The 17,461-nt window shown below is 55.7% G+C and carries 12 protein-coding genes and 1 other RNA gene; 11 read left to right on the plus strand and 2 right to left on the minus strand.

Features of this window, described 5'->3' with window-relative positions; all coding sequences use genetic code 11:
* The first annotated feature begins 93 nt into the window (after positions 1 to 93).
* Positions 94 to 2,289, plus strand: coding sequence for a RelA/SpoT family protein (locus tag AV656_RS01795; protein ID WP_063178222.1), 2,196 nt, complete (start codon positions 94 to 96; stop codon positions 2,287 to 2,289).
* An 18-nt stretch (positions 2,290 to 2,307) separates the two neighbouring features.
* Positions 2,308 to 2,751, plus strand: a complete 444-nt coding sequence (gene dtd / locus AV656_RS01800) for a D-aminoacyl-tRNA deacylase (protein ID WP_063178224.1) — start codon at positions 2,308 to 2,310, stop codon at positions 2,749 to 2,751.
* A 709-nt stretch (positions 2,752 to 3,460) separates the two neighbouring features.
* Here dtd and AV656_RS01805 read toward each other — a convergent pair.
* Positions 3,461 to 5,011, minus strand: coding sequence for an N-acetylmuramoyl-L-alanine amidase (locus AV656_RS01805; protein WP_063178225.1), 1,551 nt, complete (start codon positions 5,009 to 5,011; stop codon positions 3,461 to 3,463).
* 415 nt (positions 5,012 to 5,426) lie between these two features.
* Here AV656_RS01805 and hisS point away from each other — a divergent pair, with 415 nt between their 5' ends.
* The 4 genes from hisS to AV656_RS01825 all read left to right on the plus strand — a co-directional run bounded on the left by hisS (position 5,427) and on the right by AV656_RS01825 (position 9,566).
* Positions 5,427 to 6,695 (plus strand): histidine--tRNA ligase, encoded by a 1,269-nt coding sequence (gene hisS / locus AV656_RS01810; protein WP_063178227.1) that lies wholly within the window; start codon positions 5,427 to 5,429, stop codon positions 6,693 to 6,695.
* 21 nt (positions 6,696 to 6,716) lie between these two features.
* Entirely contained in the window at positions 6,717 to 8,483 is a 1,767-nt protein-coding gene (gene aspS, locus AV656_RS01815; RefSeq protein ID WP_063178229.1) for an aspartate--tRNA ligase, read from the plus strand.
* Between the two features lie 64 nt (positions 8,484 to 8,547).
* Positions 8,548 to 8,731: non-coding RNA, 6S RNA (gene ssrS, locus AV656_RS01820), on the plus strand.
* Between the two features lie 70 nt (positions 8,732 to 8,801).
* Positions 8,802 to 9,566 (plus strand): tRNA threonylcarbamoyladenosine dehydratase, encoded by a 765-nt coding sequence (locus AV656_RS01825; RefSeq protein ID WP_063178231.1) that lies wholly within the window; start codon positions 8,802 to 8,804, stop codon positions 9,564 to 9,566.
* A 399-nt stretch (positions 9,567 to 9,965) separates the two neighbouring features.
* On the opposite strand, the gene AV656_RS01830 is transcribed toward AV656_RS01825, so the two are convergent.
* Complete coding sequence (locus tag AV656_RS01830; RefSeq protein WP_063178892.1) at positions 9,966 to 11,252, minus strand: replication-associated recombination protein A; 1,287 nt, start codon at positions 11,250 to 11,252, stop codon at positions 9,966 to 9,968.
* 124 nt (positions 11,253 to 11,376) lie between these two features.
* Here AV656_RS01830 and cymR point away from each other — a divergent pair, with 124 nt between their 5' ends.
* The 5 genes from cymR to AV656_RS01855 all read left to right on the plus strand — a co-directional run bounded on the left by cymR (position 11,377) and on the right by AV656_RS01855 (position 17,345).
* Positions 11,377 to 11,796 carry a cysteine metabolism transcriptional regulator CymR gene (cymR, locus tag AV656_RS01835; RefSeq protein ID WP_063178233.1) on the plus strand — a complete coding sequence of 140 codons (420 nt, stop codon included), beginning with the start codon at positions 11,377 to 11,379 and terminating at the stop codon, positions 11,794 to 11,796.
* A 73-nt stretch (positions 11,797 to 11,869) separates the two neighbouring features.
* Positions 11,870 to 13,015: a cysteine desulfurase family protein gene (locus tag AV656_RS01840; protein ID WP_063178235.1), complete on the plus strand. Its 1,146-nt coding sequence runs from the start codon at positions 11,870 to 11,872 to the stop codon at positions 13,013 to 13,015.
* 20 nt (positions 13,016 to 13,035) lie between these two features.
* Complete coding sequence (gene mnmA, locus AV656_RS01845; protein WP_063178894.1) at positions 13,036 to 14,151, plus strand: tRNA 2-thiouridine(34) synthase MnmA; 1,116 nt, start codon at positions 13,036 to 13,038, stop codon at positions 14,149 to 14,151.
* 12 nt (positions 14,152 to 14,163) lie between these two features.
* The gene (locus AV656_RS01850; RefSeq protein WP_063178237.1) at positions 14,164 to 14,832 is read left to right on the plus strand and encodes a tetratricopeptide repeat protein; all 669 of its coding nucleotides are present in this window, start codon (positions 14,164 to 14,166) and stop codon (positions 14,830 to 14,832) included.
* A gap of 17 nt (positions 14,833 to 14,849) precedes the next feature.
* Complete coding sequence (locus AV656_RS01855) at positions 14,850 to 17,345, plus strand: ATP-dependent RecD-like DNA helicase (protein WP_063178238.1); 2,496 nt, start codon at positions 14,850 to 14,852, stop codon at positions 17,343 to 17,345.
* Positions 17,346 to 17,461: the final 116 nt, after the last annotated feature.

The following is a 17,461-nucleotide window of genomic DNA, read 5'->3' on the forward strand; positions in this document are numbered from 1 at the left end:
TCTGATTCGAGGGCGCGTTTTTGCAAAAACGCGCTTTTTTGATAAAATAGTTTTAATTTATATCAGAAAAGCAATGGAAAGGCGGTGGACGGCATGGCGAAAAATACGGTGATGACGGTGGAAGATGTTTTCGCATCCGTCTCCTCCTATATGAATGAGGAACACGTCCAGTTCGTGAAGGATGCCTATGAAGTGGCGGAAACGGCACATAGAGGGCAGTCCAGGAGCTCGGGCGAACCGTATATTACACATCCCGTGCAGGTAGCTGGCATCCTGGCAGAACTTCAGATGGACCCGGAAACGGTGGCAGCGGGTTTTCTGCACGATGTCGTGGAAGACACCGGCGTCACGAGGGAAGAGCTTGTTTCCCGGTTCGGGGAGGAAGTTGCCAGGCTGGTAGATGGCGTGACCAAGCTGGACAAGCTGAAGTATAAATCGAAGGAAGAAAAGCAGGCGGAAAACCACCGGAAGATGTTCCTCGCGATGGCACAGGACATCCGGGTCATTCTGATCAAGCTGGCCGACCGCCTTCACAATATGCGGACGCTCAAATATACGAGCCCCGAAAAGCAGCGGCGCGTTTCGGCGGAGACGCTTGAAATCTTCGCCCCGCTTGCGCACCGGCTCGGAATCTCGACAATCAAGTGGGAACTGGAAGATACGGCTCTTCGCTACCTGAATCCGCAACAGTACTACCGGATCGTCAACCTGATGAAGCGGAAGCGGACGGAGAGGGAAAATTACCTCCGGAAGGTCATGGATCAGATCCGCGACGAACTGGAACAGGTCAACATCAAGACCGACCTGTCCGGAAGGCCGAAGCATATCTACAGCATTTATCGCAAGATGGTCATGCAGAACAAGCAGTTCAATGAAATCTATGACTTGCTCGCCATCCGCGTCCAGGTCTCGAGCATCAAAGACTGCTATGCCGTCCTCGGAATCATCCATACACTATGGAAGCCGATGCCGGGACGGTTCAAGGACTACATCGCCATGCCGAAACAGAACCTGTACCAGTCGATCCATACGACGGTCGTCGGTCCGCATGGCGAGCCGCTCGAGGTTCAGATCCGTACGGATGAGATGCACCGCATCGCAGAGTACGGGGTGGCTGCGCACTGGGCGTATAAGGAAGGCAAAAACCTCCAGGAAAAGCAGGACAGCCTCGATTCCAAGCTGACCTGGTTCCGCGAGATCCTCGACTTCCAGAACGAGTCATCAAATGCGGAAGAATTCATGGAATCGCTCAAGTATGACCTGTTCTCAGACATGGTCTACGTCTTCACGCCAAACGGCGACGTCCTGGAGCTCCGGTCAGGATCGGTGCCGATCGACTTTGCCTACCGGGTCCACTCTGAAGTCGGGAATAAAATGATCGGCGCAAAGGTCAATGGCAAGATTGTCCCGCTCGACACCGAGCTCAGCACGGGGGATATCGTCGAGATCCTGACGTCCAAGCAGTCGTTCGGGCCGAGCCGCGACTGGCTCAAGATCGCCAATACCTCGCAGGCTAAAAACAAGATCAAGCAGTTCTTCAAAAAGCAGCTGCGTGATGAAAACATCATCAAGGGTCGCGAGATGATTGAGCAGGAGCTTAGGGAAAGGGGACTCTCGAAAAAAGAGGTCCTCACCGATGAAAACATCAAGCGGGTATGTGACAAGTTCAACTTTGCCAATGAAGAGGACATGCATGCAGCAGTCGGATTTAACGGCATCACGGTCCAGCAGGTGGTCAACCGGCTGACGGAAAAGCTCCGCAAAGAAAAAGAAGCCGAGCTGCAGCTGGAGAAGATCACTAAAGAGATGGCCGCACCCGCCCCGAAAAAAGAGACAGAATCGGGTGTGATCGTTCCGGGCATCGAAAACCTGATGATCCGGCTGTCCAGATGCTGCAGTCCGGTGCCAGGCGACGAAATCGTCGGTTATATCACAAAGGGCCGCGGAGTATCCGTGCATAGGGAAGATTGCCCGAATGTGTCGCCGGATGATTCCGATAGCCGGCTGATCGATGTGGAATGGGCAAACAGTTCTGAAGGGAAACAGAAGGAGTACCAGGTGGATATCGAAGTGTCCGGGTTCGACCGGCCTGGCCTGCTGAACGAAGTGATGCACATCGTCAATGACCTGAAGACGGTGATCACGGCCGTCAGTGCGAAAAGCGACAAAAACAAGATTGCCACCATCAACATGACGCTCCTGATCACAAACATCACCCACCTTCACCGGATCGTTGAACGCATCAAGCAGATCCGCGACATCTATTACGTCCAGCGGGTCACAAACTGAGTAAAGGGGGAGATTGGAATGAAAGTGGTCATCCAGAGGAGCGGGGAGGCATCCGTCACGGTCGATGGAAATGTGAGGGGCGCAATTGACCGCGGCTATGTGCTTCTTGTCGGCATCACCCATACTGATACGGAAGATGATGTGCGGTATGTGGCGAACAAGGTCGCGAACCTGCGCCTGTTTGAAGATGAGAACGGAAAGATGAACCTGTCGATCCTTGAAGCCGGCGGCTCCGTGCTTTCGGTGTCCCAATTTACCTTGTATGCGGATACTGCAAAAGGACGCCGTCCAGGCTTTTCGGAGGCAGCGAGGCCAGAACAGGCCGAGCCGATCTACGAGCAGTTCAACGAGGAGCTCCGGAACCTCGGACTTCACGTAGAAACCGGTGTATTCGGCGCCATGATGGACGTCAGCCTCGTCAACGACGGTCCCGTCACCGTGATTGTTGAGTCGAAGAAGTGACTTATTAAAAAAGTAGAATTTAAATAGTTCTACACTTACTGCAGATGTCTCCTATATCTGCAGTTTTTTCTTTATAAAGGATTTCTCTTTAAAATCCATTCGGATTTACGCTGCGGGCCCTCGCTTTCCGCGGGCGTTGCCTTAGCCTCCTCGGACTGCGTCCTGCGGGGTCTTCGGCTAACGCTTTTCCCGCAGGAGTCTCGGGCCCTCCGCTTTAATCCGCCATGTAGTGTATTAGGCAAACGATTCCTGTTTTATCAAGTTAGCAGTTTAAACAACAAGTGATGTCGATATCAGATAGAACAAATCTCACCTCCAAAGTGCCATCCGGTTAGAAGAAAAACCAGAAATTCCTGCCGTTGCTGACGGGCGGTGTTTGTTGTGATTCAACTGGGCGTGGTTGGGATTTAGGAGTGGGTTGGTTGCGATTGGGAGACAGCCGGGTAATCACTCGCTCCACCTAGGTAACCATTCATCCGATCTGCTGGCCCCCTAGGCTATCCCGTTACTATTATGTATTGATGGGTTGATTGGAGTGGAGGGCGACGACTCCTGCGGAGAAGGAAGCGCGGAGAGACTTCGCAGAAGGCTCGATGCCTTCCCCGCGGAAAGCGTTCGCCCGTAACGGAAATCAACACGCCTTATACAAAGCCACATGAAAAAACTGCAGACTCAGGAGCCATGCGCTCTCTTGGTCTGCAGCATTTTATTATTCTCCCAATTGGGAATCGAAGTATTTGATAATGCCTTTATAAATGCCGTCTGTGGCCTGTTCGCGGTATTCCGGATTATTTACTCGGCGTTCTTCGGACAGGTTGCTCAGGAAACCAAGTTCGATGAGGATGGCCGGCTGCATGTTTTCCCGCAGCACGAGATAATTGCCTTTCTGGACACCCCGGTCCTTCAGGTTCACTGATTTTCCGAGTGACTTGTTGACTGATTCTGCGAGTGATTCCTCAATCGACTTCTGATAATAAGTCGTGAATCCGCGGACCGAGTGGTCGGTTGTTGCATCGTAGTGAAGGCTGATGAACGCATCGGCACCTGCCTGGTTGCTCATCGAAACCCGCTTTCTCAGGCCGACGTATTCATCGGTTTCCCGGGTCAGGATCACCTCGGCACCGGCGGCTCTCAGTTTGGATGCCAGAAGTTCCGCTGTGGGGAGGGTGAGGTCTTTTTCGTCCGTCCCCCGTATGCCGGTTGTTCCGCCGTCATTGCCGCCATGTCCGGGGTCGATCACGAGCGTCAGCCCGTTCAGCGTTCCCGCCTTGCGGTCGGCTTTTTTCTCTTTGTCTTTCTGTTGTTCTGCTGCTTCGCCGCCGACGGAGACGACCCAGCTCGCCACATAGGCTTCCTCACCGTCGTTAAGTGAGATCCGGTACCAGTCTCCTTCAGGAACGCCGCTGTAGGTTTGTCCTGCAGCTGCAAGGTCCACAACCCGGGAGGAAGTGGAGGCGCTGCTGCGGAGGTTCGTCCCGTCATAAAGGATCGTGACGGTTGCTGATTCTTTTTCCGCCTCTGATCCGCTGTCGGAACTGACTTCGGAAACACCGCCGGACGAGCGGATGCCATGGAACGAATAGACCCAGCCTTCCTTGCCGCCAATCGAGAGCCTGACCCAGTTCCCGCTGGTTTCAGTGATCGGATAGGTCTCGCCCTCGCGGACCACTGCGGCTTTGCCGGCGTTCAAGTCCGGTTTTTCCCTGACGTTGAGCGCAGATACAGCGACCGTGAATGTCTCATTCTCAGACTTCACTTTTTGGCTCTCCGGCTCTGCCGAAGAAGCGGTTATGTATTGACTGGATACCCAGCCGCTCGTTCCGTTCACGGTCACTTCCGTCCAACCGCCCGATGTTCCCCGGGAAGTGGCCTGGTCGCCGCGGTTCAACTTCAGCAGAACCGCGGACGAAGTGGTCGGCTGTGCACGCACATTCAGCCTGTCCACCTGCGAGATGACGGTGTCCGATCCGGATGCCGGGGCAGCGGATGTCTTTGTGAGGTAGGCGGCGATATACCCTTTGGATGACCCTGTATCCACATACAGCCAATCCCCTTCGGAACCGAGCACCTTGACCGTGTTGCCCCGTTTCAGAGAACCGGTCACACTGTGGGTGAGGCCCGGCCCCGAACGCACATTGATCGACTCGGTGTCGACAGTCACTGTGCCCGCCGCCCTGGCAGTGCCGGGTGTTCCCTGGAAGCCGAGCAGCAGTCCGCAGACAAGCAGGATGGATAATCCGATTTTTCTTTTGTTTCTCATTTATCCACCTCCTTTAGGATAAGTTTACGGTTAAGGCAGGGAGAATTCTATACCTTTTTCGAAAACGGTTGACAGTTGATTCTTAAGTCATTAACATAATGGTTAATTGAAACTGGAATGGACGCCACAGACCGGAAAAGTAGCGGCCCATTGTCCTGAAAAGAGAGGGTGGGACCCGGGCTGAAATCCCGCCTGCAGGACACGGGCAGTGAACAACATCCGAGAGGCTCTTCTTCGAAAAGGGAGAACATCCCCGCGTAGGAGAAGACGGCACCGGCCGTTACCCGGACCGAGTGGGCGCAGCCGTGCTGTGCCAATCAGGGTGGAACCGCGGTGGCAAAAAATAAGCCTTCGTCCCTTGCAGAGATGCAGGGGACGGGGGCTTTTTTTCATTCCTGGGAAGGATGGGAATTCAATGATGTTCAAAGTGCCTAGAGGAACGAAGGATCTGCTTCCCGAAGAGACGGGAAGCTGGCAGGCGGTCGAGTCGCTGATCCGGGAAACATGCCGGCTTTACCGGTATGAGGAAATCAGGACACCGGTTTTCGAGCAGACGGAACTGTTTACGAGAAGTGTCGGTGACACGACGGATATCGTTCAGAAGGAGATGTACACATTCGAAGACCGGGGCGGGCGTTCGCTGACCCTCCGGCCGGAAGGCACCGCGCCGGTTGTCCGGGCATTTGTCGAAAACAAGATGTTCGGCTCGCCGGATCAGCCGGTGAAGCTTTACTATATGGGGCCGATGTTTCGCTATGAACGCCAGCAGGCAGGCCGCTACCGGCAGTTTGTGCAGTTCGGCGTAGAGGCAATCGGAAGCGCCTCGCCGGCCATCGACGCGGAAGTCATCTCTCTTGCGATGGATGTCTACCAGCGTGCCGGACTCAAGGATCTGCGACTCGTGATCAATTCGCTCGGCGACAAGGACAGCCGGAACGCACACCGCGATGCGCTGATCAGCCATTTTAAGCCGTCAATCGGGGAGTTCTGCAGTGACTGTCAGAACCGTCTGGAGAAAAACCCGCTCCGGATCCTGGACTGCAAGGTGGACCGGGATCATCCGTTGATGAAAACCGCACCGGCGCTTACCGACTACCTGAACACGGATTCCGCAGCCTATTTTGAAGACGTGAAAGAGGCACTGGACGCACTCGGTATCGAATACGTGGTCGATCCGAACCTTGTCAGGGGCCTTGATTACTATAACCACACCGCTTTTGAGATCATGAGCACTTCGGATGGATTCGGGGCCATTACGACGCTTTGCGGCGGCGGACGCTACAACGGGCTCTCGGAAGAAATCGGCGGCCCGGAAGCGCCGGGCATCGGATTTGCCATGAGCATCGAGCGCTTCCTCATGGCGCTGGAGGCAGAAGGCAAAATGCCGGATACCGAGAGCAAGCTGGATGCATTCATCGTCGCTCTGGACGAGGAATCCCGCAAAGAGGCGGTGAAAATTCTCGGTAACCTTCGCCGGGAAGGCATCGCGGCCGATATGGATTATATGGACAGGAAGATGAAGGCGCAGATGAAGGCGGCAGACCGCCAGAAAGCCGGATATGTTATCGTAATCGGCGAAGATGAGCTGAAGAACGGAGCGGCCGGCGTCAAAAATATGGCGGAAGGCACACAGGAGACGGTGGAATTTGCACGTCTTGCAGAAACCCTGAAAAGCAGATCTTGAGTGTAGGAAGGAAGAGCTGACATGAAGAGAACCAACTATTGCGGTGAAGTCACCGAGGCACAGAGCGGACAGAAAGTCGTCCTGAAAGGATGGGTGCAGCGGCGCCGGGACCTTGGCGGTCTGATCTTCGTCGATCTCCGTGACCGCACGGGAATCGTCCAGGTCGTCTTCAACCCGGACTTTTCGGGAGAGGCCATGCAGACGGGTGACCGCCTGCGGAACGAATTCGTCATCGAGGTGCGCGGCACTGTGGTCGGCCGTCAGGAGAACCAGGTGAACCCGAATCTGAAAACCGGTAAGATCGAGGTTCAGGCGGAAGAGATCACCATCATCAACGAAGCGAAGAATCCGCCGTTCGTCATTGACGATGCAGCCAATGTGGGCGAGGAAACGCGCCTGAAATACCGCTATCTCGACCTGCGCCGCCCGGAAATGTACCGGACATTCAAAATGCGTTCGGACATTATGAAGACTGTGCGGAACTTCCTGGATGATAACGGCTTCATGGAAGTCGAGACACCGTACCTGACAAAGTCGACTCCGGAAGGCGCCCGTGACTACCTCGTGCCGAGCCGGGTCCATGACGGGGAATTCTATGCGCTTCCGCAGTCTCCGCAGCTTTTCAAGCAACTGCTGATGGTATCCGGGTTCGACAAGTATTACCAGATTGTCCGATGCTTCCGGGACGAGGATCTGCGGGCGGACCGTCAGCCGGAATTCACCCAGATCGATATGGAGATGAGCTTTGTCGAGATGGAAGACGTCATCGGATTGAACGAAGCGCTGATCCAAAAGGTCATGAAGGACGTCAAGGGAGTCGAAGTTCCTGTGCCGTTCCAGCGCATGACCTATGACGAGGCGATGGCCCGGTACGGTTCCGACAAACCGGATGTCCGATTCGGACTTGAGCTTCAGGATGTATCCGAAGTCGTCGCTGACTCCTCCTTCAAGGTGTTCGCAGGTGCGGTGTCCTCGGGTGGCCAGGTCAAGGCGATCAACGTCAAGGGCGCCGCGGGCGATTATTCCCGAAAAGACATCGACGCGCTCGGAGAATTTGCGGGCCGGCACGGTGCCAAGGGACTTGCCTGGATGAAAGTCGAGGATGACGGTCTGAAGGGGCCGATCGCCAAATTCTTCGAAGGCGAGACCGGGGAACAGCTGAAGTCCGCGCTTGAAGCCGAATCCGGAGACCTCCTGCTCTTCGTTGCCGACAAGAAGCAGGTCGTCGCAGATGCACTCGGCGCGCTCCGGCAAAAACTCGGCAAGGAGCGGGACCTGATCGATGAATCCCGTTACGCATTCCTATGGGTGACCGACTGGCCGCTGTTTGAATATGACGAAGAAGACGGCCGATTCTATGCTGCCCACCATCCGTTCACCATGCCGGTCCGGGAAGACATTGAAAAGCTTGGAACGGAACCGCAAGAAGTCCGGGCGATGGCCTATGACATGGTACTGAACGGATTTGAACTCGGCGGAGGTTCCCTGCGGATCTATGAGCGCGACATCCAGGAAAAAATGTTCAAAGCACTCGGATTTTCAGAGGAAGAGGCCAAGGCCCAATTCGGATTCCTCCTGGACGCGTTCGATTACGGCACGCCTCCGCACGGCGGGATTGCATTCGGACTTGACCGGCTGGCGATGCTCCTTTCCGGTTCTTCCAGCCTGCGTGACGTCATCGCATTCCCTAAAACGGCAAGTGCCAGCGACCTCATGGTTGAAGCGCCGTCCGGCGTATCCGATGCGCAACTCCAGGAATTGGGTATAAAGCTCCGGACAGGAAAATAAGGCGTAAGCCACAACTATTCAGCGTTGAATCCGAGATTCAGATATGTTACTATTAATTCCAATACAGATCCTGATGTGTTCGTTATTTGTCTATCAGTTTTGACCGAACATTTAAATCGTAAGGGAGTCCGAATACCGGCATTGCTGGCATGCCCCCCAGCGGGGAAGTCAAACGTGCCGGTGAGGACACCCACCTGCATTGTGCGGGTTCAAAACGATTACCCAAAGACGGCACGATCGGGATCTGTCCCGTTTTGACTGACCGCCTCCCGCCTGAGCGGGAGGCTTTTATTTTGATTGCGAAAGGAAGGAACCCTCATGCTGCACCAGTTTTCCAGAAATGAACTTTCCATAGGAAAAGAGGGGCTGGACCGCTACAGGCAGACCACCGTAGCCATACTCGGCGTCGGCGGGGTCGGCTCATTCGCGGCAGAAGCCTGCGCACGGACAGGGATCGGCCGGATCATCCTGATCGACAAGGACGAAGTCGACATCACGAACGTCAACCGCCAGCTTGTCGCTTACCTGTCTACTGTCGGGCGGAAAAAAGCCGACATCATGAAAGAGCGGATCGCGGACATCAATCCGGACTGTGAAGTGGTCACACTCAATATGTTCTATACCGAAGAAACTGCGGACCAGCTGTTCGACCTGAATCCCGACTATGTGATTGATGCGTCCGATACGATTGCCTACAAGATTCATCTGATCAAAGAGTGCGTAAAGCGCGGCGTGAAGGTGATTTCCTGCATGGGGGTTGCCCGGAAAACCGATCCGACCCGGCTGCGGATTGTAGACATCTCGAAGACTCACACCGATCCGCTTGCCAAAGTGATCCGGACGACGCTTCGCAAGGAGGGCATCCGGAAAGGCGTCCCGGTCGTTTTCTCCGACGAAAGCCCGATCATTTCCAAAGAGGAAGTGAACGAGGTGGTGGGGAAGCCAGATGCCAAGATCCGGAAGGCCAAAATGCCTCCTGCTTCTAATGCATTCGTCCCGTCAACCGCCGGATTGTTCTGCGCTTCCTGGGTACTGAATGACATCGTAAAAGACATTGAGATCAAGCGTGTAAAAGGCGAATAAATAAAATCCGTTCCCAATCGGGAGCGGTTTTTTTAATTTGTTATCCGGGGAAGTGTATGAATAAATACTTCATGTTAACCGGAAACGAGAAATTGAAATATGGACTCCTGAGTTGAAACAAGGATTTCCAGGTTGAAATAAGGGCTCCGAAGTTGCAACAAGGACTTCCGGGTTTAAACATGGGCTCCGAAGTTGCAACATGGGGCGAGAAGTTGAAATAAGGACTCTGGAGTTGCAACAAGGACTCCCGAGTTGAAATAAGGACCCCCAAGCTGAAAGATGAACAGCGATGTTGCCTGAAGCCCCGCAGCTGTCATGAATATGCCCGGTCCGGCCTGCGGGATGCCGAAACTCTCTGCCATCCAATTAAAAGAAGCCGTCCCGGGCGGGACGGCTTCTTTATGGTTGTGTCATGAATTGTTTCAGCTTTTTATAGATGCCTGCCATCTTCTTCTCCTTGCCGGCGATAACGGGTTCATAGAACCGCTCATCCGCAACTTTGTCGGGAAGGTACTGCTGACTGGTCCAGCCTCCGAACTCACCGAGCGGGGTGTCGTGCGGATACTTGTATCCGGTATGTCCGAGCGCAGCAGCACCGGCGTAGTGGGCGTCCTTGAGGTGCTGGGGGATCTCCCCGGTATCCCCGGCATGGATCTTCGATGCCGCTGCATCAAACGCACGGTAGGCCGAATTTGATTTTTCCGAGAGGCACATCTCGATGACCGCCACGCTGAGAGGAATCCGTGCCTCCGGCATGCCAAGGCGTTCCGCAGACTGGGTTGCCGCCAGAACATGAGCGCCGACTTCGGGATTTGCGAGGCCGATATCTTCGTAGGCCATGACGAGAAGCCGCCGGCACACGGCCGTCAGGTCACCCGACTCCAGGAGGTGGGCAAGGTAGAAGACTGCGGCATCCGCATCACTTCCGCGCACGGATTTTTGGAGGGCGGAAAGGAGATTATAGAAGTGGGAGCCATTCTTGTCTCCGAACACGCCGGTACGTCCGATCAGGCTCTTGATCACCGCATCTTCCACAGTCGTCGTGCCGTCTTCCTCATCGGATGCGAGTACTGCCGACTCAAGCAGCGTTAGTGCCTTTCGGGCATCTCCGCCCGCTCCTTCCGCAAGGCGGACGATCTGGTCATCGGTGATTTGGATATCCATCCGCCCCAGGCCGCGATCTTCGTCAGTGAGCGCCCTCCGGATCAGCTCCTCGATGTCCGCTGTTTCCAGACCCTTCAGCTGAAGGATTTCTCCGCATCTCGAACGTATTGCGGGGTTTACATCGTGGAACGGGTTCTCGGTCGTGGCACCGATCAGGACGATCGATCCATTCTCCACATGCGGGAGAAGCGCATCCTGCTGGAGTTTGTTGAAGCGGTGGATCTCGTCCAGGAAGAGGATCACCTTGCCCGTGACCCGTGCCTCGTCGACGACCCGCTCTACGTCTTTTTTGCCGGATACGGTGGCATTCAGCCCGATGAACGGCAGGCCGCTTGAACCCGCGATCGCATGCGCGAGGGACGTTTTTCCGACACCGGGGCGGCCATACAGAAGCATGGACGGCACGTGCCCGTTCTTGATCATCCGGTACAGCGCGGTCCCTTCGCCGATAATATGCTGCTGGCCAGCTATTTCGTCGATATTTTTCGGCCTCATCCGGTAGGCGAGCGGTTCGTTCTGCATGAAATCAGCCCTTTCTATCATCCATCCTTCCATTATACATCTACTCCCGGGACTCTTCATGCGCGGGGGCGGGAATCGATGTGCTATAATGGCGGATAGAAATCCGCAGGGTAGAGGTGTACCGATGAAAATATCGACCAGAGGCCGTTACGGGCTCGCAATCATGATCGAGCTCGGCCGGCAATACGGGAGCGGGCCAGTTCCGCTCCGGAAAATCGCAGAAATCAACGATCTGTCCGAGGCTTACCTCGAACAGCTGGTTCCGCCGCTCCGCAACTCGGGGCTTGTCAAAAGTGTAAGGGGTGCGCACGGCGGATATAAATTGGCAAAACCGCCGCACCTGATCTCGGCCGGCGACGTGATCCGCGTCCTGGAAGGACCGATCCAGCCGGTTGAGGGGATCGAGGATGAACCCCAGCCCCAGCGTCAGCTTTGGGGGCGAATCCGTGACGCAGTTAAGGACGTACTCGACACGGTCACGATTGAAGATCTGATCAACATGAAATCTGACAGTGAAGACGAGGGCTACATGTTCTACATTTGATGGCCTGATGTCATCTGTCTGCCCTTTGGCTTGACCGAAGAGCCGGCAGCGCTGCTGGGAAAGGGTTTTGAAGATGAACGGAATCTATTTGGACCACGCCGCCACGACACCGGTCCACCCGGAAGTGGCACGTGTCTATGCTGAACTTCTCACAAGCACCTTCGGCAATGCTTCGAGCATCCATGGAACGGGGCGTGCTGCGAGAAAATTGCTTGATGACAGCCGGGCAACCGTTGCAGGGCTGATCGGAGCGCGCCCGGAAGAGATGATTTTTACGGGCGGCGGCACGGAAAGCGACAACTTCGCCATCTTCGGCACGGCTGAGGCGAGATCAGATGAGGGCCGACATATCATCACGACCGGCATCGAACACCATGCGGTTCTCAACGCATGCAAGCGGCTTGAAAAGCGCGGTTTCGAGGTGACGTGGCTTCCGGTCGACCGGGAAGGCCGCGTGTCACCCGACGATGTCAAGGATGCTCTTCGGGAGGATACGATCCTGGTCACGATCATGGCGGCGAACAATGAAGTCGGCACCATCCAGCCGATCAGGGAGATCGGAGAAATCTTGAAGGGGCACAGTGCGACCTTCCATACCGATGCGGTTCAGGCATTCGGTGAGATCCCGGTTGATGTCAAAGAGTTCGGTGTCGACTTGCTTAGCGCCTCTGCCCATAAGATCAACGGGCCGAAGGGGATCGGTTTCCTTTACCAGAGAAACGGCACGAAAATCGTGCCGCCGACATCCGGCGGCGAACAGGAGCGAAAACGCCGTGCCGGGACGGAAAACGTGCCGGGCATTGCGGCATTTGCAAAAGCGGCTGAAATTGCACAGGAATCTCTTGCAGAACGCCGTGAACGTCATGAGGCATTCAAACAGATCATGACCGGTATCCTGAAGGAGACCGGTACGGCGTTCAGTGTGAATGCGGACCGGGCGGAAACACTGCCGAATATCCTGAACCTCAGCTTTCCGGGTACGGATATCGAATCGCTCCTCGTGAACCTGGACCTGGCGGGTATTCATGTTTCCAGCGGCTCCGCCTGCACGGCAGGGTCGATCGATCCGTCGCATGTGCTTGTTGCGATGCACGGGGAAAGTGCAGAAGAGCTTCGGAATTCCGTCCGCTTCAGCTTCGGATACGGCCTATCGGAGGAAGACATCCGGTCAGCTGCAGAAAAGACTGCAGCCGTGGTCCGGAGACTCGCAGGACAATAGAAAGGTGAACAAACATGGCAATCCATAAAAAACCCGAAGATACACGCGTCGTCGTCGGTATGTCCGGCGGCGTCGACTCATCTGTGACCGCGCTGCTCCTGAAAGAGCAGGGCTATGACGTGATCGGCATCTTCATGAAAAACTGGGATGATACCGATGAAAACGGCGTCTGTACGGCGACAGAGGATTATGAAGACGTGATCCGCGTTGCCAACCAGATCGGCATCCCTTACTACGCGGTCAACTTTGAAAAACAATATTGGGATAAAGTATTTACGTACTTCCTGGATGAATATCAAGCAGGACGCACACCGAACCCGGACGTGATGTGCAACAAGGAGATCAAGTTCAGGGCATTCCTGGACCATGCGGTGAGTCTTGGCGCGGATTACCTGGCGACCGGGCACTATGCGCGCGTGGAGCACGGTGAAGATGAATCCGTCATGCTCCGCGGCGTCGACGAAAACAAGGATCAGACGTATTTCCTCAACCAGTTGTCACAGGACCAGCTGTCGAAGGTGATGTTCCCGCTCGGCCACCTGGAAAAGTCTGAAGTCCGCAAGATCGCCCTCGAGGCAGGACTTGCAACGGCAACGAAAAAGGATTCGACCGGCATCTGCTTTATCGGTGAACGGAACTTCAAGGAATTCCTGTCCGGATACCTTCCGGCTCAGCCCGGAGCAATGGAAACGATGGACGGCAAGCGCATGGGTGCGCATGACGGGCTCATGTACTATACGATCGGGCAGCGCCACGGCCTCGGCATCGGCGGCGCAGGCGATCCTTGGTTCGTCATAGGGAAGGACTTGAAGCGCAATGTGCTGCTTGTCGGCCAGAACTTCCACAACGACGCGCTGTATTCCGACAGCCTGAAGGCGGTCCAGGTCGGATTCACGTCTGATTTGGCGAAGCCGGAAACATTCCGCTGCACAGCGAAATTCCGCTACCGCCAGCCGGATACCGGCGTCGAAGTGAAGCTTCACGGAGACGGCACCGCGTCGGTGACATTTGATGAACCCGTCCGTGCGATCACGCCAGGCCAGGCGGTCGTGTTCTATGACGGAGATGTCTGCCTCGGCGGCGGGACAATTGATGAAGTGTACAAAAACGGCAGCCGTCTGGACTATGTCGGCTGAGGAGTGATAGGAATGGACCACAATACCGAAGGGATCAAAGCGATCCGCAACGAAGACTACGAAGAAGCCGTAAAAGCATTCACGGAGGCGATCGATGCCAATCCGGATGATCCGATCGGCTATATCAATTTTGGGAACCTGCTCGCATCGATCGGGCGGGAGGAGGAAGCGCTGAAAGCGGAGAAATTCTTCCAGAAGGCGCTTGCGCTCGATCCCGGCTCCATGACGGCCGTATACGGACTTGCCGGCCTCTACTACAATCTTGAGCGATATGAGGAAGCGGGCAGGCTTTACGAAAAGGCAATCCGCGGCGGCATCGAGGGCGCGGATGCCCCTTACATGCTGGCCAAGTCGCTTGAACGCACAGGCAAGCTGAAATTAGCGCTGCCGTACATGCAGCGTGCGCGGGAGCTGGCGCCCGATGATATGCAGATCCGGCTGTCCTACGGCATCCTCCTGGCTTCACTGGAGATGTTTGGCGAAGCGATGGATGAGCTGAAGCATGTTGCGGAACACGATCCCGAAAACGCGGACGCCCATTACAACCTCGGTGTGCTGTATGCGGTCTCCACACAACAGCGGGGACATGCACTCAACCATCTCGAGAAGGCATTCACGATCAGCCCGGACCATATCCAGGCCCGTGAAGTCTACAATATGATCAGCCAGTCGGAAGAGTAAGCAAAGGAGGAGAGCGTATGGCCGGGCAGATGGACCTATTCAAAGAAGACGAACAGTATCTGACCGGCCGGCCAGTCGCGACGGTCTTCCATAATCCGCAGAACCTCTTTTCGATTCTCCGCGTCAAAGTCACGGCGACCGACTCCGGCTATGACGGCAAGGAGATTGTCGTTGCAGGCTATTTCCCTCCCCTTGAAGGGGAGGATACATATAAGTTCCGGGGAAGCCTCGTGGAGCATCCGAAATACGGGACCCAGTTCAAGGCGACCGTATTCACGAAAGATCTGCCCGACACTGAGACGGGACTTGTCCACTATCTGTCTTCCGACCTGTTTCCCGGAATTGGACAGAAAACAGCACAGGCTGTCGTCAAGGAACTTGGAAAAGAGACAATCAATCTCATCCTGAACGACCCGTCCGCCCTTGACCGTGTGCCGAGGCTGTCGGACGAGCGGAAAGAGACGATTGTTTCCGTCCTGCAGGAGAACATGGGACTGGAAAGGATCATGATCGCGCTGAATGAATGGGGGTTCGGCCCGCAGCTTGCGATGCGCATCTACCAGACATACCGTGAGGAGACCGTCAGCATCCTGCAGACGAATCCATACCGGCTGATCGGGGAGATCGAGGGAGTCGGCTTCCAGCGGGCGGATGAGCTCGGGGCCCGGCTCGGCATCACCGGCGACCACAAGGACCGTGTGAAGGCGGCGGTGCTGCATCTCCTGAATATGGCGGCGCTGTCGGATGGCCATGTGTTCATGGAGGCGGAGGCGCTCCTGCCGGAAGCCAAGAAGCTGCTTGAGGCGAGCCAACCGCACAAAATCAGTTTCGAAGCGATCACGCAGGCAATCATCGAACTTGGAGAAGAAAGCAAGATCGTCGTCGAGCAGCAGCGCTGCTATCTGCCGTCGCTTTACTTTTCCGAGATCGGCATCGCGTCCAAGGTGGTATCGCTGCTTGAAGACGAATCGCACAAGGATGCTTTTCCCCAGTCGGAAATCAGGAAGGCGCTCGGCGGCATCGAAGAACGTCTGGGCGTCACTTATGCCAAAACGCAGGTGAAAGCGATCGAGCTTGCACTCCATTCGTCATTCATGATCCTGACGGGCGGCCCGGGGACTGGGAAGACAACGGTTATCCGGGGGCTCGTGGAACTGTACGCCGAGCTCCATGGACTTTCACTTGAGCCGAAGGATTATGCGAAAAAGGAAGAAGCCTTCCCGATCGTGCTGGCCGCACCGACGGGACGTGCGGCAAAGCGGATGAGCGAGTCGACCGAACTGCCTGCGATGACCATCCACCGGCTTCTTGGCTTTAATGGAATGGAGCGGGAAGAGGAGACGGAGCGGGAGCTGGAAGGCCGGCTCTTCATCATAGATGAAGTGTCGATGGTCGACACCTGGCTCGCGCATCAGCTGATGAAGGCGATCCCTGACGAGGCTCAGGTCATTTTTGTCGGTGACCAGGACCAGCTTCCCCCGGTGGGGCCGGGCCAAGTGCTGAAAGACCTGCTTGCCTCCAGGAAGGTGCCCGCGGTCGAGCTTACCGATATCTACCGCCAGAGCAGCGGTTCATCGATCATCGAACTTGCCCACAAGGTGAAAAGGGGCGGTGTATCCGATGATTTGGGGAAAAGGACGTCAGACCGCTCCTTTATCAAAGCAGGTACGCCGCAGATTCCCGAAGCGGTCGAGAAAGTGCTGAAAAGCGCCATCTCGAAAGGGCAGTCGATCCATGATGTCCAGGTTCTGGCTCCGATGTATAAGGGTCCTGCAGGCATCGACAACCTCAACAGACTGATCCAGGAAATCGTCAATCCCGCAAAGGAAGGCCGTAAAGAAACCGTCTTCGGCGACATCACCTACCGGATCGGCGACAAAGTGCTTCAGCTCGTCAATCAGCCTGAAAGCAATGTGTTCAACGGTGACATCGGAGAAGTGGTCGCGATCATGAAGCCGAACGAGACCGTCGATAAAAAGGAAATGGTGGTCGTGTCCTTCGACGGCCTGGAAGTGACCTATGAGCGGAAAGATCTCAGCCAGCTGACGCTCGCTTACTGTATTTCGATCCATAAATCGCAGGGGAGTGAATTCGGCACGGTCATCATGCCCGTCGTCCGGACTTACCGGCGGATGCTGCGAAGGAACCTTTTGTACACCGGCCTGACGAGAGCGAAGAACTTCCTGATCCTCATCGGTGAGCCGGATGTTTTCAGGGAAGGCATTGCCCGGGCGGATGACCTCAGCAGGAGGACAACGCTCATGGAGCGTGTGGCGGGCGGTGAAGCGCCTTCCGCCGAGACAGCAGAGAAGGAGTCTTCCGTGTCCGGACAGGAGCCCGAAACCGGTCCGGCGGCCAGAGACCCGGAAGAAGAGCTGACTGCGGAGGCGGAGCGGCCATCGGCTGCAGAGCCGTCCGCTCAGCCGTCTCTGAACCTGTCCAACCACCAGGCCATCGACCCGATGGTCGGCATGGACGGGGTGACGCCATATGATTTCATGGATGGCCGTTGACAACATGCGCCCCCTTTCACTATAATGCGTGGTATAAGACAATTCGATGACGGAGAAAGTACGCACTGCGCCGGTACAGGAAGGATTCCCCCGACTGAAAGGGATCCCGCAGGCAA

This window comes from Bhargavaea cecembensis, from assembly GCF_001619585.1.
Lineage (GTDB): Bacteria > Bacillota > Bacilli > Bacillales_A > Planococcaceae > Bhargavaea > Bhargavaea cecembensis_A.